Below are 20,281 nucleotides of genomic sequence, written 5' to 3'. Positions count from 1 at the left end.
TGTTCTCGTTGGATCGGATTCCGATCACAGGATCACATCGACCTGCTGCGAATCTGGCCTGGTCATCCAGCAAATGGCGGCTGCCGTACTAGAGATCTCCAGCGTGCCGCAGTAAGGTACACCACGGCGGGTGGCCTGCGCAGTGAGGGCTTCGCGGTCCTCCACACACCATCTTCTCGTATCGTTTCGGCGGGATGTGAGGCTGCAGAGAGCCATGTCTCGGTGGTTTGGCCAGATGGCGATCCCGTCAACGAGCAGCAGATTCCGTGGTCTCTCGACGTGACGGAGCGCTTCGTCAAGTGCTTCAATGGGTACGGAGAAGAGGGGAGGTAGAGCGGTGAATCTGGACTCACTGATCAAAAGAGGACAGCCTCCATGGCGACCGAAGCTTGAAGCGACGGATCTCGAAGTTTGGCACGAGTATGAGATCCCGTTGATAGGTACCTTCCGTCTGAACGAGCAGCTGGTTCTGTTTACCCAGGTGATGGAGAGCGATCGTGGCCTGTCAGCCTGGGCGTATGTCTGTCTAGGCGCTGAGGATCTGTCGGGCGTCGAGTTCGTCTCAATTGATGAGATGCGTGACTTCGTTGAGGCCAAGTTTCTGGGCAGAGAAGCGGTGCTGGCGCTGGCCAAGGACGATCTTCTAGGTCAATGGACTCGCCAGACGGTCGCCAACAGTCTCAGGAACGCCCTGGAGGACTTCCTGAACGGCATCATCAAAAGCGTGAACGAGGTTCCTGATACCGATCGGCGTATCCGGGCGAAGTTCGCCGGTCTCGAAGCGGCCGAGGATGAGCTAGAGCTGGTCTGACCGCTCGCAACGGCCCGGTCTCCTGCTAGGAGGCGGGGCCGTCTCGTGTTTGGGGTGGTGGGTGGCTGTCGCCGGGCGGAGGTGGTGGGTGGCTGGTCGAAACGGATGATGCTGACGAAAAAGGGGTGGACATTCGGGCACGTCCGGTTTGGAGCTACCCGTTCCGGTCGGCGATGCTGTGGGGGTGTCAACTGTGACTACCTCGCTCGCGGACGTGGCGTCCTCGGACATCACGCTGCGAGCCTTCCTGCACGGCCTCCCAGGTGTCGACCGGGTGGGCGCGGACCAGCGGGCGGCGATGCTCGGCACCCGCTCCATCAAGACGACCGCCAAGGCCCAGGCCATCGACCTGGCCATCTCCATGGTCGACCTGACCACCCTCGAAGGAGCTGACACGCCCGGCAAGGTCCGGGCCATGTGCGCGAAGGCCAACCACCCCGACCCGGGCGACCCCACGGTGCCCAAGGTGGCGGCCGTGTGCGTCTACCCCGACCTGGTCGCCGTCGCCGTCGACGCGCTGGGCGGCTCGGGGGTGAAGGTCGCCTCGGTGGCGACCGCCTTCCCCAGCGGCCGTTCCTCGCTGGAGGTCAAGGTGAGCGACACCGCGCTGGCGGTGGCCGCGGGCGCCGACGAGATCGACATGGTGATCGACCGCGGCGCGTTCCTGTCGGGCGACTACCTCAAGGTGTTCGAGGAGATCGTCGCGATCAAGGCCGCCTGCGGTACGGCGCACCTGAAGGTGATCCTGGAGACCGGCGAACTGGCGACGTACGACAACGTACGGCGCGCCTCCTGGCTGGCCATGATCGCCGGTGCTGACTTCATCAAGACCTCCACCGGCAAGGTCGCCCCCGCGGCCACACTGCCGGTCACGCTGATCATGCTGGAGGCGGTGCGCGACTTCCGCGACCGGACGGGCCGCCAGGTCGGCGTGAAGCCCGCGGGCGGCATCCGTACCACCAAGGACGCGATCAAGAACCTCGTGCTGGTCAACGAGACGGCGGGCGCGGACTGGCTGAGCCCCGACTGGTTCCGCCTGGGCGCCTCCTCGCTGCTGAACGACCTGCTGATGCAGCGCCAGAAGCTCGCCACCGGCCGGTACGCCGGTCCCGACTACTTCACCCTGGACTGATCACGATGTTCGAATACGCACCTGCGCCCGAGTCGCGTGACGTCGTCGACATCAAGCCGTCCTACGGGTTGTTCGTCAACGGCGAGTTCGTCGACGGCGGCGGCACCGCCTTCAAGACCATCAGCCCGGCCTCGGAGGAGACGCTGGCCGAGATCGCCACGGCGACGTCCGAGGACGTCGACCGCGCGGTCCAGGCGGCGCGCAAGGCCTTCGGCGTGTGGAGCGCGCTGCCGGGCGCCGAGCGGGCCAAGTACCTCTTCCGCATCGCCCGGATCATCCAGGAGCGCGCCCGCGAACTGGCCGTCCTGGAGTCACTCGACAACGGCAAGCCCATCCGCGAGTCGCGCGACGTGGACCTGCCGCTGGTCGCCGCGCACTTCTTCTACTACGCGGGCTGGGCCGACAAGCTGGAGTACGCCGGGTTCGGCACCAAGCCGCTCGGCGTGGCCGGCCAGGTCATCCCGTGGAACTTCCCGCTGCTCATGCTGGCCTGGAAGATCGCGCCGGCGCTGGCCTGCGGCAACACGGTCGTGCTCAAGCCGGCCGAGACCACCCCGCTGACCGCGCTGGCCTTCGCGGAGATCTGCCAGCAGGCCGACCTGCCGCCCGGCGTGGTCAACATCGTCACCGGCGCGGGGGAGACCGGCGCGGCCGTCGTCGCGCACCCCGGCGTGGACAAGGTGGCCTTCACCGGCTCCACCGAGGTCGGCCGCATCATCGCGCGGACCGTCGCGGGCACCACCAAGAAGCTCACGCTGGAGCTGGGCGGCAAGGCCGCGAACATCGTGTTCGAGGACGCCGCGCTGGACCAGGCCGTCGAGGGCATCGTCAACGGCATCTTCTTCAACCAGGGCCACGTCTGCTGCGCGGGCTCCCGGCTGCTGGTGCAGGAGTCCGTACAGGAGGAGGTGCTGGACGCGCTCAAGCGACGGCTCGGCACGCTCCGGCTCGGCGACCCGCTCGACAAGAACACCGACATCGGCGCGATCAACTCGGCCGAACAGCTCGCCAAGATCCGCTCGCTGAGCGAGATCGGTGAGGCCGAGGGGGCTGAGCGCTGGTCGCCCGCGTGCCCGATCCCCGACAAGGGCTTCTGGTTCCCGCCGACCATCTTCACCGGCGTCGCCCAGTCGCACCGCATCGCCCGCGAGGAGATCTTCGGCCCGGTGCTGTCCGTGCTCACCTTCCGCACGCCCGCCGAGGCCGTGGAGAAGGCCAACAACTCCCCGTACGGCCTGTCGGCCGGGGTGTGGACCGAGAAGGGGTCGCGCATCCTGTGGATGGCCGACCGGCTCAGGGCCGGGGTCGTCTGGGCCAACACCTTCAACCGCTTCGATCCCGCCTCGCCGTTCGGCGGCTACAAGGAGTCGGGGTACGGGCGCGAAGGCGGCCTGCTGGGTCTGGAGGCCTACCTTGACGTGTGAGCACCGGCGCCGCAGGCGCGCCAAGCGCCGCGCGCAGGCCACCAGGGGGCACGACTTCGCCCGCGCGGGCCGTCCGGTCAGGACCGGCTGGTTCGCGCACCGCTGCGGGGTCAGCCGCTGCGGCCAGATCTTCGTGCCCGTACGTCCATCGCAGGAGACCACGTGGAGGGGCCGCGGCGATGAGTAGGTTGTCCGTTCGCAAGACCTACAAGCTGTTCATCGGCGGAGCGTTCCCGCGCTCCGAGAGTGGAAGGTCCTACATCGTGACCTCCGCGAAGGGTGACTTCCTGGCCAACGCGTCCAGGGCTTCGCGCAAGGACGCGCGCGACGCGGTGAGCGCCGCGCGCAAGGCGTTCCCCGGCTGGTCGGGGGCGACGGCCTACAACAGGGGCCAGATCCTCTACCGGGTGGCCGAGATGCTCGAAGGGCGGCGGGCGCAGTTCGCCGAGGAGCTGGGCACCGGGAAGAAGGCCGCGCTGGAGTCCGTGGACGCGGCCGTGGACCGGCTGGTCTGGTACGCGGGCTGGTCGGACAAGATCGCGTCGGTGCGGGGGACGTCGAATCCGGTCGCGGGGCCGTACTTCAACCTGTCCTCGCCTGAGCCGACCGGTGTCGTCGCGGTGGTGGCGCCCGCCGATCCGCTGCTCGGGCTGGTGTCGGTGATCGCTCCGGCGATTGTGACCGGCAACACCTGCGTGGTGGTGGCGTCCGAGCGGGCTCCGCTGGCGTCGATCACGCTGGCCGAGGTGCTGGCGACCTCCGACCTGCCGGGCGGGGTGGTCAACATCCTCACCGGGCTGCAGGCCGAGCTGGCGCCGTGGCTGGCCGCGCACATGGACGTCAACGGGCTCGACCTGACCGGCGTCGAGGACGCCGCGCTGGCGCTGGCCTGCGAGCAGGCGGCGGCGGAGAACCTCAAGCGGGTGCTGCGGCCTTCCGCGCAGGACTGGACGGCCGACCCCGGCATCTCCCGGATGACCCGTTTCCTGGAGACCAAGACGGTCTGGCACCCGGCCTCCGCGTAGGGCGAGCCCCTGGAGCCGCTCCAGGGGGCGGCGTAGTGTTCGCATGTCGTCTCCTGGAGTAACCGTGGAAACACGCTCGCCCGCCGCCTCCGCCGGCGTCTTCCGTGACCGATTCCGCTATGTACGGATCGGTTACGGCGCGCGCACGCTCGTGGTGCTGCCCGGCCTGTCGCTGACCAACCGGCAGCCGGGCCGCCTCGCCGTCCTGGGGTACGCCCAGGGCTTCCGCACCCTGGCCAAGGGGCACACGCTCTACGTCCTGCAGCGCCCATGCGTGCTGCGCACGGCGGCCTCGACGCGGGACATCGCCGCGGAGTACGCCCAGCTGATCCGTCAGGAGTTCGGCGGCGTCCGGTTGGTCGGCCTGTCCACCGGCGGGATGATCGCGCAGCATCTCGCCCTGGACCACCCCGCCCTGGTCGAGCGGCTGGTCCTGGTCGTCGCCGGGGCACGGCTGTCCCCGCGCGGCCGGGCGATCTGCCTGCGCTGGCGCGAGCTGGCCGCCTCGGGCCGGTGGCGGCGGTTGCACGGCGAGCTGGCCGCCGCCGCGGTGGACGGCGCCTTCGCCCAGTCGATGGCCAAGGTGCTGCTGTCGCTGTTCGGCGAGCCGCCCACCCCGGTCGAGGCGGTCGACTTCGTCACCACCGTGGACGCGGTGCTCCGGCAGGACACCCGGGCGCGGCTGGCGGGCCTGGCGATGCCGGTGCTGATCGTCGGCGGCGAGCAGGACGCCTTCTTCCCGGCGTCGGCGCTGCGCGAGACGGCCGCGCCGATCCCCGGCGTACGGCTGAGCGTCTACGAGGGCGTGGGACACGGCCTGCCCAAACAGCGGGCCGCCCGGATGACCGCCGAGATCCGCGCCTTCCTCAGCGAGGCCGAGGCCGAGGACTAGGCTCGGCCGCCTCCAGTTGCGCGGCCAGCCTCAGCAGGTGCGGTTCCCCGCCGGGTGGCGCGACGAGCTGGACCCCGATCGGCAGGCCGCTGCCGTGCACGCCGAACGGCACCGTCATCGCGGGCCAGCCGGACATGTTCCACGGGCCGGTGGCGGGGGCGTAGGTCACGTTCACCAGCACGTTTCGGACGAGCCCGCGGCGCCCCCAGCGTTCGGCCTTCGGCGGGATCGCGGCCAGCGTCGGGGTGACGAGCACGTCGGCGTCCCCGAACCACTGGTCGGCGCCGTAGTCCCGCCAGCGCGCCCGGCCCTTGGAGCCGTCCGCGCCCACCCGGGAGAGCAGTCCGCCCATCCGGGCCAGCGCCCTGGTGCGGCGCTCCAGGCGCCTGCGGTCGAGCCCGGCGGCGTCCTCGTGCGCGCAGGCCAGCCAGGTGGCGATCGTCGCGGGGCCGAGCCAGGACGGCAGCCGGGCGCCGTGCTCGACGACGGTGTGCCCGGCCTCGCGCAGCGCCTCCGCCGCCGCCGTGACCGCCCGCTGGAACTCCGGATCCACGCCCAGCCCCGCGGGCAGCGGCTGGGGCGTGTAGGCGACGCGCAGGACCGGCGGCCGGTCGGGCAGCGACAGGTCCGACAGCTCGTCGGGCTCGTCGTCCCAGGCCAGGCGCTCGCCGGTCTGCCAGGCCGCGGCCAGGGCGGGGTCGTCGGCCAGTACCGACAGCATGAGCGACAGGTCGGCGGCGGTCCTGGCCACGGGGCCGTTCTCGGACAGGCCGTGCCAGTCGTGGGCGGGCGGCGGCACCAGGCCGGTTCCGGGCTTCAGCGCCATGACGCCGCAGCAGGCGCCGGGGATGCGCAGCGAGCCGAGGCCGTCGTTGCCGAGGGCGATGGGGACCATGCCGGAGGCGACCGCCGCGGCGCTGCCGCCGGAGGAGCCGCCTGCCGTACGGGAGAGGTCCCAGGGGGTGCGGGTGGTGCCGTACACGCTGTCGCTGAAGCCGACCAGGCAGAGTTCGGGCACGTTCGTGAGGCCGATCAGGACCGCGCCGGCCGCGCGCAGGCGCGCGACGGCCGGGTGGTCGGTGGTGGCGGGCGTGGCCGGGGTGGCGGCGGAGCCGTTGCGGGTGGCCTCGCCGGCCACCTCCAGGTTGTCCTTGATCGCGACGGGCACACCCGCGAGCGGCAGTTCCGCGAGGTCCGGCCGTTCCTGTACGGCCCGCGCCTCCTCCAGCGCCCGCTCCCTGACGATCCGGAACGCGCCCACCGGGCCGTCACGCTCGGCGATCACCCCGAGGTGCTCCTCGACGACCTCGGCCGCCGTGGCCGTACCTTGGCGGACGGCCTGGGCGATGTCCGTGGCGGACTTTTCTGTCCATGACATGTCCTGATTTTGGACCTGTCCGCGTGGTCGCGCCAGAAGCGCTCAGGGCGAGTCCTTGCGGGGGGCGCGGCTAGCCTGCTTGAGCGCCAGGCGCAGGGCGTACTCGATCTGGGCGTTGACGCTGCGCAGGTCGTCGGCTGCCCACCTGGCGATCGCGTCGTAGACGGCCGGGTCGAGCCTGAGCAGGAGCTTCTTGCGCTCGTTGGCGCGCTGCCTGCCAGGCTCACCCGATTCCTCAGGCATAGAGGCTGCCGGCGTTGACCACCGGCTGCGTCGCCCTGTCGCCGCACAGGACCACCAGCAGGTTGGACACCATCTGCGCCTTGCGCTCCTCGTCGAGGTCGACGACGCCCTCCTCGGCCAGCCTGGTGAGCGCGAGCTGGACCATGCCGACGGCGCCCGAGACGATCTGCGTGCGGGCCGCGACGACCTGGGAGGCCTGCTGGCGCACCAGCATCGCCTGGGCGATCTCGGGCGCGTAGGCCAGGTGCGTGATGCGGGCCTCCAGGACCTCGATGCCGGCCAGCTCGGTGCGCTCGCGCAGCTCGGCGGTGAGCTCCTCGGCCACGGTGGCGCCGTCGCGCAGGCTGACCCGCTCGGCGATGTGCGAGTCGTAGGGGTGCGAGGTGGCCAGGTGCCGCACGGCCGCCTCGGACTGGATCGCCACGTACATCTCGTAGTCGTCGACCGCGAACGTCGCCCGGGCGGTCTCGACGACCTTGTAGACCACGACCGCGGCGATCTCGACCGGGTTGCCGTCGGCGTCGTTGACCTTGAGCTTGGCGGTCTCGAAGTTGCGCACCCGCAGCGAGATCTTCCGCTTGCTGGTGAACGGAAGCACCCACTGGAAGCCGGCGTCGGCCACCGACCCGACGTAGCGGCCGAGGAACTGCACGACCTTGGCCTCGTTCGGGTTGATCACGGTGAACCCGGTCGACACGAGCACCACGATGACGGCGGCCACGACGATCGCCACGATGAGGACGGGCTCGCTCGCGCCCGCGCCGACCCCCGCGGCCACCGCGGCGAGGATCACCAGGGCGAGCAGGACGGCGAAGCCGTTGATCCGGAAAGCACGGCGCTCCATGCTGACTCCTTGCTATTGAAGTGATATCACCACGATAGCTAACGAGGAGTCGTGGCGCGAACCCGGGCGAGGAAGAGGGAGCGCTCGCGCTCGTTGCGGGTGAGCGAGGCCGCCCGCTCGAACTCCGCACGGGCCTCCGCCAACCGCCCCAGCCTCTCCAGCAGATCCCCGCGTACGGCGGGCAACTGCGGATAGTCCTTCAGCGCCCGCTCCGCCACCAGCCCGTCCACGATCTCCAGCCCCCGCGCCGGGCCGTACGCCATGCCCACCGCGACCGCCCGGTTCAGCTCCACGACCGGGGACGGCGCGATGTGGGCCAGCACCCGGTACAGGGCGGCCACCCGCTCCCAGTCGGTGTCCCCGGCCGACAGCGCGCGGGCGTGGCAGGCGGCGATCGCGGCCTGCAGCCCGTAGGGGCCCATGGTGCCGAGCGCCTCGGCGCGGCCGAGCGCCTCCAGCCCGCGCCGGACGAGCAGCCGGTCCCACAGCCGCCGGTCCTGGTCGAGGAGCAGGACGGCCGTGCCGTCCGGGCCGGTCCGCGCGCGCAGCCGGGAGGCCTGGATCTCCATCAGCGCGACCAGGCCGTGCACCTCGGCCTCCTGCGGCATGAGGGCGGCCAGCGTTCGGCCCAGGCGCAGCGCCTCCTCGCAGAGCGACGGGCGCGTCCAGTCGTCGCCAGCGGTCGCCGAGTAGCCCTCGTTGAAGATGAGATAGATCACCTCCAGCACCGACGAGAGCCGCTCGGGCATCTCGGACTGCGCGGGCAGCTCGATCTTCACCTGTTTGTCGGCGAGGGTGCGCTTGGCCCGGAAGATCCGCTGCCCGACGGTCGGCTCGGGCACCAGGAAGGCTCGGGCGATCTCCTCGGTGGTCAGGCCGCCGAGCAGACGGAGGGTGAGCGCCAGCCGTCCCTCGGTGGGCAGCACCGGATGGCAGGCGGTGAACAGCAGGCGCAGCACGTCGTCGCCGATGTGGTCGTCGAGGGAGTCGTCCAGCTCGGCCTCGGCCGACTCCTGGCGGACTTCCATGTCCCTGCCGACCTCGGCGAGCTTGTGCTCGTACCGGTTCCTGCGGCGTAGCTGGTCGATCGCGCGGTGCTTGGCGGTGAGCATGAGCCACGCGCCTGGATTGTCGGGTACGCCGGAGACCGGCCACTGCTCCAGCGCGATCACCAGCGCGTCCTGCGCGAGCTCCTCGGCCAGGCCGATGTCGTGGACCATGCGGGCCAGGCCCGCGATCACCCGGGCGGACTCGATCCGCCACACCGCTTCGACCACCTGATGCGGATCCGTCATGGCACCCGATCCAAGCACCTCGCCCCGGCCCTGGATACGCGACGACCCGGCCAAGGGGCTCCCTGGCCGGGTCGGGTGTCGCGGTTCTAGCTCAGGCGAAGTCCTCGGGGCCGAAGACCCGCAGCACGTCGGCCTCGCCCTCCCAGCCCGCCCAGTGGTCGCGGTGCAGCTTCAGGAAGCGGGAGGTCCACTCGACGGCCTCCTCCTTGGAGCTGACCTGGTAGAGGGCGTAGCTGATCAGTTCCTTGGTCTCGGCGAACGGGCCGTCGGTGACGCTCAGCCTGCCGCCGGTGAGCGCGAGCCGCGCGCCCTGGGCGCTCGGGGCCAGCCCGCCCTGGTCGAGCAGGACGCCGGCGCCGGTGGCCTCCGCGCCGAGCTTGGCGATGGCCTCCATCAGGTCGGCGGGCGGCGGGGTGGCAGGCTGCTGGGTGACCGTGACAGTGATCATGTATCGCATGGTGTTGTCTCCTTCAGACAGTGATCAGTTGATATTTCAGGAAGCGCGACGGTAGAGGTGGAGCGACAGGACCGAGAGCCATGCCCAGATGAGCAGGATGCCCGCGACGAAGGTCAGGTTGGCCCAGACGGCGCCGGCGCCGATCGCGACGGCGGCGAAGGACACGAGGAACAGGGCGCCGCTGACCCGGGAGTAGACGGCCCACTGGGTACGGCCCTCGACGGCGAAGCGGCGACCGAGGATGAAGCAGGCCACGGCCACGGCCGCGAAGCCGACCACCCCGCAGGCGAAGTGGAGCATCCCGTTCAGGCTGATCGCCCCGGGGCCCTCCGGGGTGCCCACCGGGAAGCCCATCGCCGGGTCCGCCGGGAAGATCGCCGCCCCCGCCATGCTCAGGGCGTACACGCCCACCAGCCGGGGAGCCCAGGTCGAGCCGTGCCCGGACGGGAGGGCCCGGTGCAGGCCGAAGGCGAAGGCCAGGGTGGTCAGAGCGGCCAGCGTCAGGTTGGCGACCTGGATCCAGCCGGGGCCGCCGTTGGCCAGCATGCTCCACTGGTGGCGGGCGAGGTCGAAGCCCTCCCGGGTCAGCGCCTGGGACAGCGACACCACGATGTACACCGGCCCGGCGATGACGCCATAACCCAGGAGCGACCGGGTGAGGCTCGTGCGCGGGTCGCAGGTCTTGGTCGCCTGAAGGGTCATGGCCTTCTCCTGTCGAGTCGCGGACCGGGTCTCTCCCGGCCCTCTGACTACGCTTCGAACGGCGCCATGCCGATTCGACAGGTCGGCCACATCTTTTTCAAGATTTTTTCTGCATCGGTGTTTTCGCAGGTCAGTGCGCTGTCGGTGGTTCGCCGGTGAGATGGCGCTGGAGCGTGGGGGCCACGTTCGCGATCACCTGGTCCACGGAGGCCGTGCACAGCGGCTCGACGCGGAGCACGTAGCGGATCATGGCCAGGCCGATGAGCTGCGAGCCGACGAGCAGCGCCCGGAACTCGGCCTGCTCGCCGCCCACGTGCGCGGCCAGCGGCCGGAGCACCTCGTCCTGGATGAACCCCTTGAGCATGGCGGCCGCCGCCGGTGTCGAGGAGGCCGCGTGCAGGATCGCGTAGAGCCTGGGGCCGACCTGAGGGTCCTCCCACAGCTCCAGGTAGCGGGTGACCAGCCGCTCGCCGAGCCCGTCGAGGTCGCCGCCGATCACCTCGGTCAGGCGCCTGACCGGCAGGCCGCCCTCCCTGATCGCCGCCTGGAACAGGCCGTCCTTGTTGCCGAAGAAGTGCATGACCAGCGCGGGGTCGACGCCCGCCGTACGGGCGACGCCTCTGATCGTGGTCTGGGCGTAGCCGCGCGTGGTGAAGGCGTCGATCGCCGCCGCCAGGATGGCCTCCCTGGTCGGCGGGCCTCCAGGACGCCTGCCCCGGTCCGCGGAGAGCTCTGTCACCGCACTATTCAACCATGTTGAATTCCGCTTCCAGGGCGGCGCCGCACGGGATCGGACACAATGAGGGTCGTGACCGATGAGCCGTTACCGATCACGGACCCGCGCGACGAACCGGCTCCGTTCGGCACCGTCGTCCTGCTGACCGCCGTCTCCGCCGTGGCGATCACCGTGATCGCGCACGTGCTGCCGGACCCGCCCGGCATGAAGCTGATGCTGCTCGGCCCGGTCGCGCTGGTGGCGTTCGAGGTGGTGGTCCACGAGGTGTGGTGGAAGCGCTGGTGGGGGGCCGTCCCGGCGGCGCTCGCGGCGCTGGTCGCCTACTTCGAGGGCCGCGACATGATCAGCGACGTGCTGCCCGAGACATGGGCGGAACCGGTCGCCTACGTGGCCGCCTGGACCTTGTTCGCCGCCCTCTTCGCGCTGGCCAGCCGACTGCCCCGGACCGACTTCACTACGCGGGGATCCAGCCCAGGCTTACCGCCGCGATGACGAACACGCCCAGCAGGATCCGGTAGATCACGAAGCCGGTGAAGCGGTGGGTGCTGATGTACTTCAGGAACCACGCGACCGCCGCGTAGCCGACGATGAACGAGATGATCGTGGCCAGGATCGTCGGCCCCCAGGCGGGCGCCTGGCCCTCGCCGATCTCGAACAGCTCCAGGACGCCCGAGGCGAGCACGGCCGGGATGGCCAGCAGGAAGGAGTACCTCGCCGCCTCCTCGCGCCGGTAGTCCAGCAGCAGGCCCGCGGTGATCGTGCCGCCTGAGCGGGAGACGCCCGGGATCAGCGCCAGCGACTGGGCCACGCCGTAGATCAGGGCGTGCGTCAGGCTCAGGTGCTTCTGCAGGGTGAGCTTGTTGCGGGCGGTGTGGTCGGCGAACCACAGGACCAGGCCGAAGACGATCAGCGTGGTGCCGATCAGGCGCAGGTCGCGGAAGACTGTCTCGATCTCGTCCTTGAACGTGATCCCGAGCACCGCGATGGGAATGGTGCCGGCGATGACGAACCAGCCCATCTTGGCGGCGGGGTGACCGCGCAGTTCCGGCGTCCACAGGGCGCGGGTCCAGGTGGAGATGATGGTCCAGATGTCCTTGCGGAAGTAGATCAGCACCGCCGCCTCGGTGCCGAGCTGGATGACCGCGGTGAACGCGGCCCCCGGGTCCTGCCAGCCGAAGAAGGCCGACACCACGCGGATGTGCGCGCTGGAGGAGATCGGCAGGAATTCGGTGAGTCCCTGGATCAGACCGAGCACTACCGCTTCGAGCCAGCCGATCACGAGTCACACCTCTCACAGGGTTCGGGGAGCACCAGGTGAGGCTAGCGGAGGCGAATTCACATCAGGTAGGTGTCATCCACTTCCAGGTGTCCGAAGCGTAGACATTCGCGGAACATCAAGGACTGAGTGGCGTGGGTGTCTACGGCAGGCGCTAGCGGGACTGCAGGGCGTCCAGGGCGACGGCCATGGCGATGACCAGGCGGCGGTCGAGGCGGGGGTCGGGGACGGAGACGACGTAGCGGTCGCGCAGGCCCCACTTCTTCTCCACCGAGAAGGACTGGCCGAAGTCGAAGTGGTACGGGAGCCAGGACAGCGAGTCGATGAAGCGGCGCAGCAGGCTGACTGGCAGGCTGCGCTCCCGGCCGGTGAGGGTGGGCAGGCCGGGCTGGTCGAGGTGCCAGGTGGAGCGCACCAGGGACTGGGCGAAGTCCTTGCGGAAGACGCCCAACGGCCGGCCCGCGCCGTCGGAGACGTCATAGCCGCCGCCCAGGTCGATGACGTTGCGCGCCTTGAACCCGGCCAGCACCTCACGGCGCGAGTCGTCGGTGTAGAGCGTCACCTGCTCCTTGAACGTCATCCGCTTCTGCTCGGCGAAGGCCACCATCGGGCCCTCGGACCCGTCGGGCTGCTCCAGGTGGACGACGTAGCGGTTCACCATCATGGTGACCTTCTGGCGGACGAGCAGCCGCTGCTGGGAATGGAGGGAACGCGGATCCACGGGGCTTCTCCGATTTGTGCGGGAATGCCCACCTTATGGTGCTCAGGGGTACGGCAGGCGCCGCGCGCGGCCTGCCGTACCCCCGGGTGGATCAGCTCGCCGCGCCCGCGGGGACGGGGGAGGGAGCCTGAGCCGTCATCGACCTGGCGGCGGCGTTCCGGTCAGGGATGCCGGACAGGTCGAAGGCGTAGGTGGCGGTGGAGTAGGCGATCGCGTCGGAGTTGAAGTCGAGCGCGGTCATGTTGATGTTGGTGATGTTGTCGCAGGCCGCGTGGTAGCACGCGTCGAAGGCGACGCCCGCGGTGCCGCCGAAGAGCGCGGCCTGCTCAGGGGTCTTGATGACCTCGGCGCCGGTGAAGATGCCGCCGGCGGGGATGCCGACGTCGATGAACGCGCCGTAGTCGGAGCGGCCGTCGAAGTCGGTGCCCTGGAACTTGATGTTCTTCTTGCCGTAGAACTTCTCCAGCGTCTTCTCGATCGCGTCCGATCCCGGCGGGCCTGCGGGGGAGCCGGCGCCGTCGGAGTCGTCGCCGTCGTACAGGAAGTTGCCGTAGTTGGGCGAGGCGACCATGTCGAAGTTCAGGTAGAGCCTGATCTTGTCGCGTTCGGCCTGGGAGAGCCCTTCGACGTACTGGTCGGAGCCGAGCAGGCCGAGCTCCTCGGCCGCCCAGAAGGCGAAGCGCACGCGGTGCTTGGTGGGCACCAGCTTGAGCTGCAGCGCGGTCTCCAGGATCGCCGCGGAACCCGAGCCGTTGTCGTTGATTCCGGGGCCTTCGGGGACGCCGTCGAGGTGCGCGCCGACCATGACGACCTCGTTCGGGTTGCCCCAGCGGCTGTCGGCGATCACGTTCGTCGAGGTGCCCACCTCGACCTTGGTCGTGGTCTTGAGGTGCACGACCGTGCCGGGGGCGGAGGCCAGCTCGTTGCCGACCGCGAAGCTGGTGAACACCACGGGGAAGCCGTAGCGCCACTCGCCGATGTCGAAGACGTACGGGTCGGTCCGGCCCGGCTGGCCCTCGTTGAAGAAGATCACGCCACCGGCGCCGGCCGCCTTGGCGTTGTTCGCCTTCTGCACGAACGGGCAGGTGCCGCGCTGGATGAGCGCGATGTTCCCCGCCGGGAAACCGGCGAAGTCACTGGCCTCGCACCCCGCCGTCGAGCTTGGCGCGGGCGTGGGCGGCAGGACCGGGTCCACCACGGTGATCGGCTTGGTCACGTCGCCGCTGCCCGAGGAGGCGACGGTGACGAAGTCGGCGGGCGTGGCGTAGGTCTTGGGGCTGGGAGCGGTCCGCTCCAACACGGGCGGGGCGAGTTCCTCCCAGTTGATGGGGAACTCGACGTTGGTGTAGGTGACCTTGTATCCGGCCTTGCGCAGCTTGTCGGACACGTAGGCGACCGAAGCCTCGTAGCCGGGGGATCCGGCGTGCCGGCTGCCTCCGTTGGCCTCGGCGATCTCCTGGAACTTGGTTAGGTGTTTCTTGACGTTCTGTGGCTTGACCGCCTTGGTGAGGAGGTGAGCCAGGACGTCGGAAACGGGACTGGCGTTCGCCGGTGCCACGAACGTCAGCGGCAGTGCGACCGCCGTGGTGACCGCCAGTGCGCGAACCAAGCGTCGTCGGAGGTTCAGGCGCATATAGCCCTCCAGTCGGAATGGGTCCCCCGATGCATTTCATCGGAACTTAACCCGCCAAATGAGGATTAACTAGTCTGGGCGGGTGAATCCGCGCGAAGGTTGGTCGAGGAGTCTGCTGCTGGTCGATGTCGACGGGGTGCTCAACCCGTTCGGCCGCCCGACACCGGATTTCCGGCGCTACCGATGCGAGGTTATCGGCGAGACCTATACCGTGCACCTCAACGCGCGGCACGGTGCGCGACTTCTTGACCTGGCCCTTCGTACGCGGGCGGAGCTGGTCTGGGCCACCACCTGGGAGGACGCGGCCAACGAGTGGATCGCGCCACGGCTCGGCCTGCCCCAACTGCCGGTGATCCCGATGGGGCCGCCGCGGCTCAGCGAGACCGAAGAGATGTTCAAGACGCCGTACGTCGCCGACTACGTGCGTGGCCGCCCCTTCGTCTGGTTCGACGACCAGACCCGCGACGCGGACGAGGACTACCTCAGGAAGCATCAGGGTGTCGGCGACTTCCTGCTGGTCCACGTCGATCCGGAACGCGGCCTGACCGGCGAGCACCTGGCGATGGCGCACGACTGGCTGACCCTGTCAGGGTTTTCCCAGGGTAGGTAGCGGAAACCGGTTCATCGTCCAGGGCGTTGAACCAGGTGTACCGACACTTACGGAGGAGAGCGATGTACCGCTCGAACGAACACAAGATGCTGGCCGGAGTCTGCGGCGGGATCGCCGACAAGCTGGGCCTGCCGCCCACCCTCGTCAGGGTCGTCTGGCTGATCCTCTCCCTCTTCCCCGGGCCCATGTGGGTGCTCTACGTCGTCCTGTGGATCATCATGCCGCAGGCGCCGAAGTCGTACACACACTGAATATGCTGGGGGGATGAAGGACCGTCCCCTGTCACTGACCCAGGATGACCTGGTCGACTACGACAAGGCCATGGAGCGCATGACCGAGCTGGTCGAGGCGCGCCAGCGCGACGAGCGTGCAGACACGCTCTGGCTGCTGAGCCACCCCTCGGTCTACACGGTCGGGCGGCGCACGCCGCTCGACCACCTGCCCGACCCGGCCCGCGGCATCCCGGTCGTCGAGACGGGCAGGGGCGGCCAGCTCACCTACCACGGACCCGGCCAGCTGGTCGGGTACCTCATCGTCAAGCTCGCCGAGGGCGAGGGCATCGTCGACTATGTGCGCGAGGTGGAGCTGCGCCTGGTCGAGGCACTGGCCGCGCTCGGCCTGCCCGCCGAGCGCCGCGACACCCCGCCCGGCTCGGAGCTGCTGACCGGTGTGTGGACGAAGGAGACCGGCCGCAAGATCATCTCCATCGGCATGCGGCAGAGCCGCGGAGTGACCAGCCACGGCTTCGCCCTCAACGTTGACGGCGACCTCGAACCATGGCACTGGGCGATCCCGTGCGGCATGCCCGAGGTGGACATGACCTCGGTCAGCCGCGAGGTGGGGGGCGCCGACATGGCCGGGGTGAAGGCCGCCGTGGCACGGGCCTTCCAGGCCGTCCGCGACTAGCCCGCACGGTCCGCGTTCCTGCGTCTTCGGGTAGGCTATGCTGCTCCGACTTCGGAGGGAGGGTGTCCAACACCGGGTCGCGAGCACCGACTTGGACACCACTCCGCTCAGAAGTCGAACTCACCCTTCTTGGCTCCGTCGATGAACGCGTCCCAGACCGCGCCTCTCACGATGTACGGAGCCAGATCCGGCCGCTCGGTGTCCCGGATCCCCACACGACCGCCGGGCAGGGGAGCGACCTCGATGCAGTTTCCACCGTTGTCGCCGCTCTTCGTCGCCTTGCGCCAGACCGCGTTGGCGAGAGCTTCGTTGCCTACTTCTTCCATTGCTGCTCCGTCTCCCTGATCAAGTCGAGCGATGCCCGTTGGGAAAGAGCATCACCGTGAAGCGTCTCGAACCTTGCGGTGACCTCAGCGACACGGTCGGGGTCAGCGGAGATTTGGCCTTGTGTCGCCGCTTCCGCATATGCCATGTCCGGCATTCGGGGGCTACTGGCGAGAGTGAATGCTCCTAGAAGTCCTGTGGAAAGCCACGAGTCTTGGGGGAGTACATGCACGGTGACATGTGGACGCTCCGCCATCGCAATCAGATGCGTCATTTGTCCTGCCATCACCTCCCTGCTGCCGAGTGAGCGTTTCAACACGCCTTCGTCCAGTATTACCCTCAGCGTAGGCGCGTTTTCGCGGTCCAGGATGAGTTGTCTCTCCATTCGGGCGCTGACGGATGCCTCGATCTGGGCTGAGGTGTTCCGGGGTCTTCCGCTGAAGATCGCCCTCGCGTACTCCTCCGTTTGAAGCAGTCCGGGCACAATGAGCGGCTCCCATGTGCGGAGTGTGTGCGCTTCCTGCTCCACTTCCACCCACCGATGGAACCAGGCGGGCAGGCGCGCGGCGTACATCGTCGCGTCCCGCCAGGCGGCGGTCAGTGCGCCGTCCGCGCCCAGAACCCTGTCGGCGCCGCGCGCGAATTCCTCGTCCGCCGTACGCTCGCCGCGCTCGATCATGCTGATTTTGGAGAGCGACCAGCCGAGGCTCCTGCCCAGATCTTTTTGCCGAATTCCAGCGGATATGCGGAATTCACGTAGCGCGGCGCCGAAATCCAGTCGCGGCTCCACCAACGCGGATTCCTGCTCGTCACCTTGCACGGCCATCGCCCTCCCGTCGCTCTATGGGGACACGGGCTCATTGTGTAGCGCGATCCGGTATTCGTGCAAGGAAAGTGCGACGATTCAACTACCGACCGTAGCCGATATTTGCGAGAGTCTCTTTCACCACCTCATTTCCACGACAAGGTCGGTGTGGCGCAGATGGCTTCCATGAGTCCGGTGAAATACACGTGCATCCTGTGCAGCACCTCCAATGGATAGCTCGGTCGAGACGCCGGGCTGGCAGTACTTCGAGAGTTGTACGGGCGGTTGGCTGGCCGTACGCACGGAGAGTCTGTCCCCCGCGATGCTCGCTCAGGGGCACAGTCAGGTTCTCTGTGACGAACGGCTGCCGGATCTCAAGCGCCGCGTCCACGCGGAGTATCAGCGCCAGCACTTCCGGGCTGTCAAAGCCTCCTGACTCGTGACCGGCGCCGGCCCGGCCGTACGCCGGTCACGTGGCCCCTGCGTGTCGGAGCAGGGGTGGGGGCCTCCGTCGCGAAGCGCAGCGCGGCGGAGGCCCTTCTGTCACCTCAGCCGACGGTCTCCTCGGCGGGCGTCTCGTCGATCGTGCGGCGTGGGCCCGTGAACCAGTGCTTGGCCGACAGCGTCCACCACAGCGCGATGCCGATCAGCACCACGCCCACCGCGATCGGGGCGTAGTTCACCGATGTCCAGGCGAAGTCGGGGTTGCCGGGCACGCCTGCGGGCGCGAACGGCATGATGAAGTAGATCGACACGATCACGATCTCCACCACCGCGATCCAGCCCAGCACCTTGTACTTCCTGCCGAGCGTCCACGGCCCCGGCACGAACCGGTCGCCCATCCGCAGCCGCAGCCAGATGGGGATGAGGAAGGCCAGGTAGAGCCCGATCACCGCGATCGAGACCACGGCGTAGAACGCGACCGGCGTGGTGAGCCCGGCGGGGGCGTAGAGGGCGGGCAGGGTGATCAGCGCGGCGACGACGCATCCGGCGAGGATGGCGTTGACCGGTGTGCGGTTGCGGTCCACCCGCGACCAGAGCCGCCAGCCGGGCACGGCGCCGTCCCGGGAGAACGCGTAGGTCATCCGGGACATCGAGGTCACGCAGCTCATCCCGCAGAAGAACTGGCCGATCGTGGAGATGGCGAAGATCGCGGTGGCCAGCGGTGAGGAGAGCGCGGTGGTGAAGATCGCGCCGACGAATCCGGCCTGCTTGTTGATCTCGTCCACGTTCGTGGCGGCGAACAGGAACGACAGCAGCAGGATCCAGCCGCCGATCGCGGAGTAGAAGATCGACCGCCAGAGGCCCTTGGCCGCCGCCGTGGACGCGCCCTGCGTCTCCTCCGACACGTGCGCGCAGGCGTCGAAGCCGGTGATCGTGTACTGGGTGAGCAGGAAGCCCAGCGGCAGGACGTACAGCCAGAACGGCATGCCGCCGGTGTCGTCGCCGAAGCCGGAGTTGTTGATCGTCTCGGTGAACACGAAGCCGAGCGACTGGTGGTCACTGGGCGCGAAGATCAGGATGGCCACGATCACGGCCGCGCCCGCGACGTGCCACCAGACCGAGACGTTCTGCAGCAGCGAGATCAGCCGGTGGCTGAAGATGTTGATCAGGGCGTGCAGCGCCAGCACGATCACGAACAGGACGAACGCCTGGGTGAGCGTGCCCTCCCAGGCGCCGCTGGTGAGGCGGCTGAGCGTGATGTTGAGGAAGGTCGCGCAGCCGTAGTCGACCGACGCGGTGACCGCGATGAGCCCGATGAGGTTCAGCCAGCCGGTGAACCAGCCGTGGATGGGTTTGCCGAGCTTCGCCGCCCACCAGTAGATGCCACCCGCGGTGGGATAGGCCGACACCAGCTCCGACATGCACAGACCGATGATCAGAATGAAGATCGAGATGAGCGGCCAGCCCCAGGAGATGGCGATGGGGCCGCCGTTGTTCCAGGCCTGTCCGAAGGTGGTGAAACAGCCGGCCAGGATCGAGATGATGGAGAAGGAGATGGCGAAGTTGGAGAAGCCGCTCCAGGTTCTGGAGAGCTCCTGCTTGTAGCCGAGCTCGGCGAGCCGCCTGGAATCCTCGTCGGGGGTCATGAGGTCTCCTCGTGTGTGGTGCTACCGGAGGTCAGCGCCTCCGGACGTCGTCGATCAGCGAGCCGAGGCCCGGGTCGCCCAGATCTCGTACGGCCCTGGCGAACTTGCTCGCCGCCTCGGCCTCGTAGTCGAAGTCGGCGTGCTTGGACATCAGCCCGTGGTGCACCGCGAACCACAGCGTCCAGGTGACGTTCGACATGATCAGGAAGAGCCTGACCCTGGCGTCGTGGTCGCCGTCGCGGAAGTAGGCCCTGGTCAGGCGGGCCGTCTGGTCGGGGTCGAGGTCGGCCTCGGCGGCGATGTCGCCGAGCTCGAAGGCCGGGTCGTTGTTGCCGGAGAGCTGGTAGTCGACGATGCGGATCTCCGCCCCCATCGCGATGAAGTTCTCCGCGAGCAGGTCGTTGTGGCAGGGGACGGTCGGATGGACCGGAATCGCCCGCTCGATGTCGGCGACCACCGGCAGCACGTCGTCGTAGCCTGGCGGGGTGGGCAGGTCGTGCCGCGCGCACAGCGCGCGGAACTCCGCGAGCTTGGCGAAGATGGAGAAGTCGTTCACGAACCTGGGGCCCGCGTGCAGCTTGCGGCAGGCCGTGGCGATCCCGTCCAGGTGGTGCGGGACCCGCGTGGCGTCGAGGGTGACGCCGTCGAGGTACTCCAGCAGCAGCGCGCCCGCCTCCGGGAAGTGGTGCACCACCTCCGGGCCGACACCGGCCGCCGCCGCGCACAGCGTGTTGGCGACCTCCTGGTCGAGCGGGATGCCCAGGCCCGCCTCCCAGACCCGCGGGTCGAGCACGCGCAGCAGCCAGCGGGCGCCGTCGTCCGTCTCCACCTTGGAGATGCGGTGGCTGAGACCGCCCTTGATCGGTGTCTGCTTGACCGGCCGCCCGGCCCAGGCCGTCACGAGTCCGGTCATGTCGTCGAGAGCATCTGGCATGCAGAACTCCTTTTGGCCTACGTTTAGACCATTCCGATCCCGC

The 20,281-nt window shown here is 69.0% G+C and carries 24 protein-coding genes; 10 read left to right on the top strand and 14 right to left on the bottom strand.

From position 1 onward, the window contains the following. Nucleotides 1-337: 337 nt before the first annotated feature. From ABZ911_RS32540 to ABZ911_RS32515, 6 genes are all read left to right on the top strand, one after another. Nucleotides 338-811, top strand: a complete 474-nt coding sequence (locus ABZ911_RS32540; protein ID WP_358064640.1) for a hypothetical protein — start codon at nucleotides 338-340, stop codon at nucleotides 809-811. 193 nt (nucleotides 812-1,004) lie between these two features. After that, nucleotides 1,005-1,943: a deoxyribose-phosphate aldolase gene (gene deoC, locus ABZ911_RS32535; protein ID WP_358064637.1), complete on the top strand. Its 939-nt coding sequence runs from the start codon at nucleotides 1,005-1,007 to the stop codon at nucleotides 1,941-1,943. Between the two features lie 5 nt (nucleotides 1,944-1,948). Next, a complete protein-coding gene (locus tag ABZ911_RS32530; RefSeq protein WP_358064634.1) occupies nucleotides 1,949-3,367 on the top strand; it encodes an aldehyde dehydrogenase family protein in 1,419 nt (472 codons plus the stop codon). Beyond that, the gene (locus ABZ911_RS32525) at nucleotides 3,357-3,554 is read left to right on the top strand and encodes a hypothetical protein (protein ID WP_358064631.1); all 198 of its coding nucleotides are present in this window, start codon (nucleotides 3,357-3,359) and stop codon (nucleotides 3,552-3,554) included. Before ABZ911_RS32530 ends, ABZ911_RS32525 begins: the two co-directional genes overlap by 11 nt. Next, entirely contained in the window at nucleotides 3,547-4,392 is an 846-nt protein-coding gene (locus ABZ911_RS32520) for an aldehyde dehydrogenase family protein (RefSeq protein WP_358064628.1), read from the top strand. The genes ABZ911_RS32525 and ABZ911_RS32520 overlap by 8 nt, the downstream gene beginning before the upstream one ends. A 64-nt stretch (nucleotides 4,393-4,456) precedes the next feature. Next, nucleotides 4,457-5,284, top strand: coding sequence for an alpha/beta hydrolase (locus tag ABZ911_RS32515; protein ID WP_358064625.1), 828 nt, complete (start codon nucleotides 4,457-4,459; stop codon nucleotides 5,282-5,284). Here the strand turns inward: ABZ911_RS32515 and ABZ911_RS32510 are convergent. The 7 genes from ABZ911_RS32510 to ABZ911_RS32480 form a co-directional block, all read right to left on the bottom strand. Beyond that, nucleotides 5,259-6,662 (bottom strand): amidase family protein, encoded by a 1,404-nt coding sequence (locus tag ABZ911_RS32510; protein WP_358064623.1) that lies wholly within the window; start codon nucleotides 6,660-6,662, stop codon nucleotides 5,259-5,261. The genes ABZ911_RS32515 and ABZ911_RS32510 overlap by 26 nt on opposite strands. 42 nt (nucleotides 6,663-6,704) lie before the next feature. Continuing rightward, on the bottom strand, nucleotides 6,705-6,905 hold the full coding sequence (locus ABZ911_RS32505) for a hypothetical protein (protein ID WP_358064620.1): 201 nt from the start codon (nucleotides 6,903-6,905) through the stop codon (nucleotides 6,705-6,707). Further along, complete coding sequence (locus tag ABZ911_RS32500; protein WP_358064617.1) at nucleotides 6,898-7,749, bottom strand: SPFH domain-containing protein; 852 nt, start codon at nucleotides 7,747-7,749, stop codon at nucleotides 6,898-6,900. The genes ABZ911_RS32505 and ABZ911_RS32500 overlap by 8 nt, the downstream gene beginning before the upstream one ends. 38 nt (nucleotides 7,750-7,787) lie before the next feature. Then, nucleotides 7,788-9,044, bottom strand: a complete 1,257-nt coding sequence (locus ABZ911_RS32495; protein ID WP_358064614.1) for an RNA polymerase sigma factor — start codon at nucleotides 9,042-9,044, stop codon at nucleotides 7,788-7,790. A gap of 91 nt (nucleotides 9,045-9,135) precedes the next feature. Then, entirely contained in the window at nucleotides 9,136-9,492 is a 357-nt protein-coding gene (locus ABZ911_RS32490) for a YciI family protein (protein WP_358064612.1), read from the bottom strand. Between the two features lie 45 nt (nucleotides 9,493-9,537). Then, nucleotides 9,538-10,203 carry a DUF998 domain-containing protein gene (locus tag ABZ911_RS32485; RefSeq protein WP_358064609.1) on the bottom strand — a complete coding sequence of 222 codons (666 nt, stop codon included), beginning with the start codon at nucleotides 10,201-10,203 and terminating at the stop codon, nucleotides 9,538-9,540. Between the two features lie 130 nt (nucleotides 10,204-10,333). Continuing rightward, nucleotides 10,334-10,942: a TetR family transcriptional regulator gene (locus ABZ911_RS32480; protein WP_358064607.1), complete on the bottom strand. Its 609-nt coding sequence runs from the start codon at nucleotides 10,940-10,942 to the stop codon at nucleotides 10,334-10,336. A 69-nt stretch (nucleotides 10,943-11,011) separates the two neighbouring features. On the opposite strand from ABZ911_RS32480, the gene ABZ911_RS32475 reads away from it, so the two are divergent. After that, entirely contained in the window at nucleotides 11,012-11,431 is a 420-nt protein-coding gene (locus tag ABZ911_RS32475) for a hypothetical protein (protein WP_358064604.1), read from the top strand. Here the strand turns inward: ABZ911_RS32475 and ABZ911_RS32470 are convergent. The 3 genes from ABZ911_RS32470 to ABZ911_RS32460 form a co-directional block, all read right to left on the bottom strand. Beyond that, nucleotides 11,394-12,218 carry an undecaprenyl-diphosphate phosphatase gene (locus tag ABZ911_RS32470; protein ID WP_358064601.1) on the bottom strand — a complete coding sequence of 275 codons (825 nt, stop codon included), beginning with the start codon at nucleotides 12,216-12,218 and terminating at the stop codon, nucleotides 11,394-11,396. The two genes, ABZ911_RS32475 and ABZ911_RS32470, sit on opposite strands and share 38 nt — an antisense overlap. Nucleotides 12,219-12,369: 151 nt before the next feature. Further along, complete coding sequence (locus ABZ911_RS32465) at nucleotides 12,370-12,936, bottom strand: hypothetical protein (RefSeq protein ID WP_358064598.1); 567 nt, start codon at nucleotides 12,934-12,936, stop codon at nucleotides 12,370-12,372. 91 nt (nucleotides 12,937-13,027) lie between these two features. Continuing rightward, nucleotides 13,028-14,545 carry a M28 family metallopeptidase gene (locus tag ABZ911_RS32460; RefSeq protein WP_358064595.1) on the bottom strand — a complete coding sequence of 506 codons (1,518 nt, stop codon included), beginning with the start codon at nucleotides 14,543-14,545 and terminating at the stop codon, nucleotides 13,028-13,030. Nucleotides 14,546-14,651: 106 nt separating this feature from the next. On the opposite strand from ABZ911_RS32460, the gene ABZ911_RS32455 reads away from it, so the two are divergent. The 3 genes from ABZ911_RS32455 (at nucleotide 14,652) to lipB (ending at nucleotide 16,085) form a co-directional block, all read left to right on the top strand. Further along, nucleotides 14,652-15,179, top strand: a complete 528-nt coding sequence (locus ABZ911_RS32455; RefSeq protein WP_358064592.1) for an HAD domain-containing protein — start codon at nucleotides 14,652-14,654, stop codon at nucleotides 15,177-15,179. A gap of 62 nt (nucleotides 15,180-15,241) precedes the next feature. Then, nucleotides 15,242-15,430 carry a PspC domain-containing protein gene (locus ABZ911_RS32450; protein WP_358064589.1) on the top strand — a complete coding sequence of 63 codons (189 nt, stop codon included), beginning with the start codon at nucleotides 15,242-15,244 and terminating at the stop codon, nucleotides 15,428-15,430. Nucleotides 15,431-15,443: 13 nt separating this feature from the next. Continuing rightward, a complete protein-coding gene (gene lipB, locus ABZ911_RS32445; RefSeq protein ID WP_358064587.1) occupies nucleotides 15,444-16,085 on the top strand; it encodes a lipoyl(octanoyl) transferase LipB in 642 nt (213 codons plus the stop codon). 107 nt (nucleotides 16,086-16,192) lie between these two features. Here the strand turns inward: lipB and ABZ911_RS32440 are convergent, their stop codons facing one another. From ABZ911_RS32440 to ABZ911_RS32425, 4 genes are all read right to left on the bottom strand, one after another. After that, nucleotides 16,193-16,411, bottom strand: coding sequence for a DUF397 domain-containing protein (locus tag ABZ911_RS32440; protein WP_358064584.1), 219 nt, complete (start codon nucleotides 16,409-16,411; stop codon nucleotides 16,193-16,195). Then, entirely contained in the window at nucleotides 16,399-17,235 is an 837-nt protein-coding gene (locus ABZ911_RS32435) for a helix-turn-helix transcriptional regulator (protein ID WP_358064581.1), read from the bottom strand. The genes ABZ911_RS32440 and ABZ911_RS32435 overlap by 13 nt, the downstream gene beginning before the upstream one ends. Nucleotides 17,236-17,762: 527 nt before the next feature. Then, nucleotides 17,763-19,304 carry an amino acid permease gene (locus tag ABZ911_RS32430; protein ID WP_358064578.1) on the bottom strand — a complete coding sequence of 514 codons (1,542 nt, stop codon included), beginning with the start codon at nucleotides 19,302-19,304 and terminating at the stop codon, nucleotides 17,763-17,765. Between the two features lie 31 nt (nucleotides 19,305-19,335). After that, nucleotides 19,336-20,238 carry a choline/ethanolamine kinase family protein gene (locus ABZ911_RS32425; protein WP_358064575.1) on the bottom strand — a complete coding sequence of 301 codons (903 nt, stop codon included), beginning with the start codon at nucleotides 20,236-20,238 and terminating at the stop codon, nucleotides 19,336-19,338. Between the last annotated feature and the right edge of the window lie 43 nt (nucleotides 20,239-20,281).

The organism is Nonomuraea sp. NPDC046570 (genome assembly GCF_040645915.1).
In the GTDB taxonomy this organism is placed as follows: Bacteria; Actinomycetota; Actinomycetes; order Streptosporangiales; family Streptosporangiaceae; genus Nonomuraea.
This window is presented reverse-complemented; position numbering and strand designations above follow the sequence as displayed.

Bases quoted from the DNA above. Each gene is read 5' to 3' on its own strand.
- ABZ911_RS32430 (WP_358064578.1), bottom strand. From the start codon at position 19,304: ATGACCCCCGACGAGGATTCCAGGCGGCTCGCCGAGCTCGGCTACAAG.
- ABZ911_RS32440 (WP_358064584.1), bottom strand. From the start codon at position 16,411: ATGGAAGAAGTAGGCAACGAAGCTCTCGCCAACGCGGTCTGGCGCAAG.
- ABZ911_RS32495 (WP_358064614.1), bottom strand. From the start codon at position 9,044: ATGACGGATCCGCATCAGGTGGTCGAAGCGGTGTGGCGGATCGAGTCC.
- ABZ911_RS32530 (WP_358064634.1), top strand. From the start codon at position 1,949: ATGTTCGAATACGCACCTGCGCCCGAGTCGCGTGACGTCGTCGACATC.
- ABZ911_RS32485 (WP_358064609.1), bottom strand. From the start codon at position 10,203: ATGACCCTTCAGGCGACCAAGACCTGCGACCCGCGCACGAGCCTCACC.
- ABZ911_RS32435 (WP_358064581.1), bottom strand. From the start codon at position 17,235: ATGGCCGTGCAAGGTGACGAGCAGGAATCCGCGTTGGTGGAGCCGCGA.
- ABZ911_RS32450 (WP_358064589.1), top strand. From the start codon at position 15,242: ATGTACCGCTCGAACGAACACAAGATGCTGGCCGGAGTCTGCGGCGGG.
- ABZ911_RS32505 (WP_358064620.1), bottom strand. From the start codon at position 6,905: ATGCCTGAGGAATCGGGTGAGCCTGGCAGGCAGCGCGCCAACGAGCGC.
- ABZ911_RS32520 (WP_358064628.1), top strand. From the start codon at position 3,547: ATGAGTAGGTTGTCCGTTCGCAAGACCTACAAGCTGTTCATCGGCGGA.
- lipB (WP_358064587.1), top strand. From the start codon at position 15,444: ATGAAGGACCGTCCCCTGTCACTGACCCAGGATGACCTGGTCGACTAC.
- ABZ911_RS32425 (WP_358064575.1), bottom strand. From the start codon at position 20,238: ATGCCAGATGCTCTCGACGACATGACCGGACTCGTGACGGCCTGGGCC.
- ABZ911_RS32510 (WP_358064623.1), bottom strand. From the start codon at position 6,662: ATGTCATGGACAGAAAAGTCCGCCACGGACATCGCCCAGGCCGTCCGC.
- ABZ911_RS32500 (WP_358064617.1), bottom strand. From the start codon at position 7,749: ATGGAGCGCCGTGCTTTCCGGATCAACGGCTTCGCCGTCCTGCTCGCC.
- ABZ911_RS32490 (WP_358064612.1), bottom strand. From the start codon at position 9,492: ATGATCACTGTCACGGTCACCCAGCAGCCTGCCACCCCGCCGCCCGCC.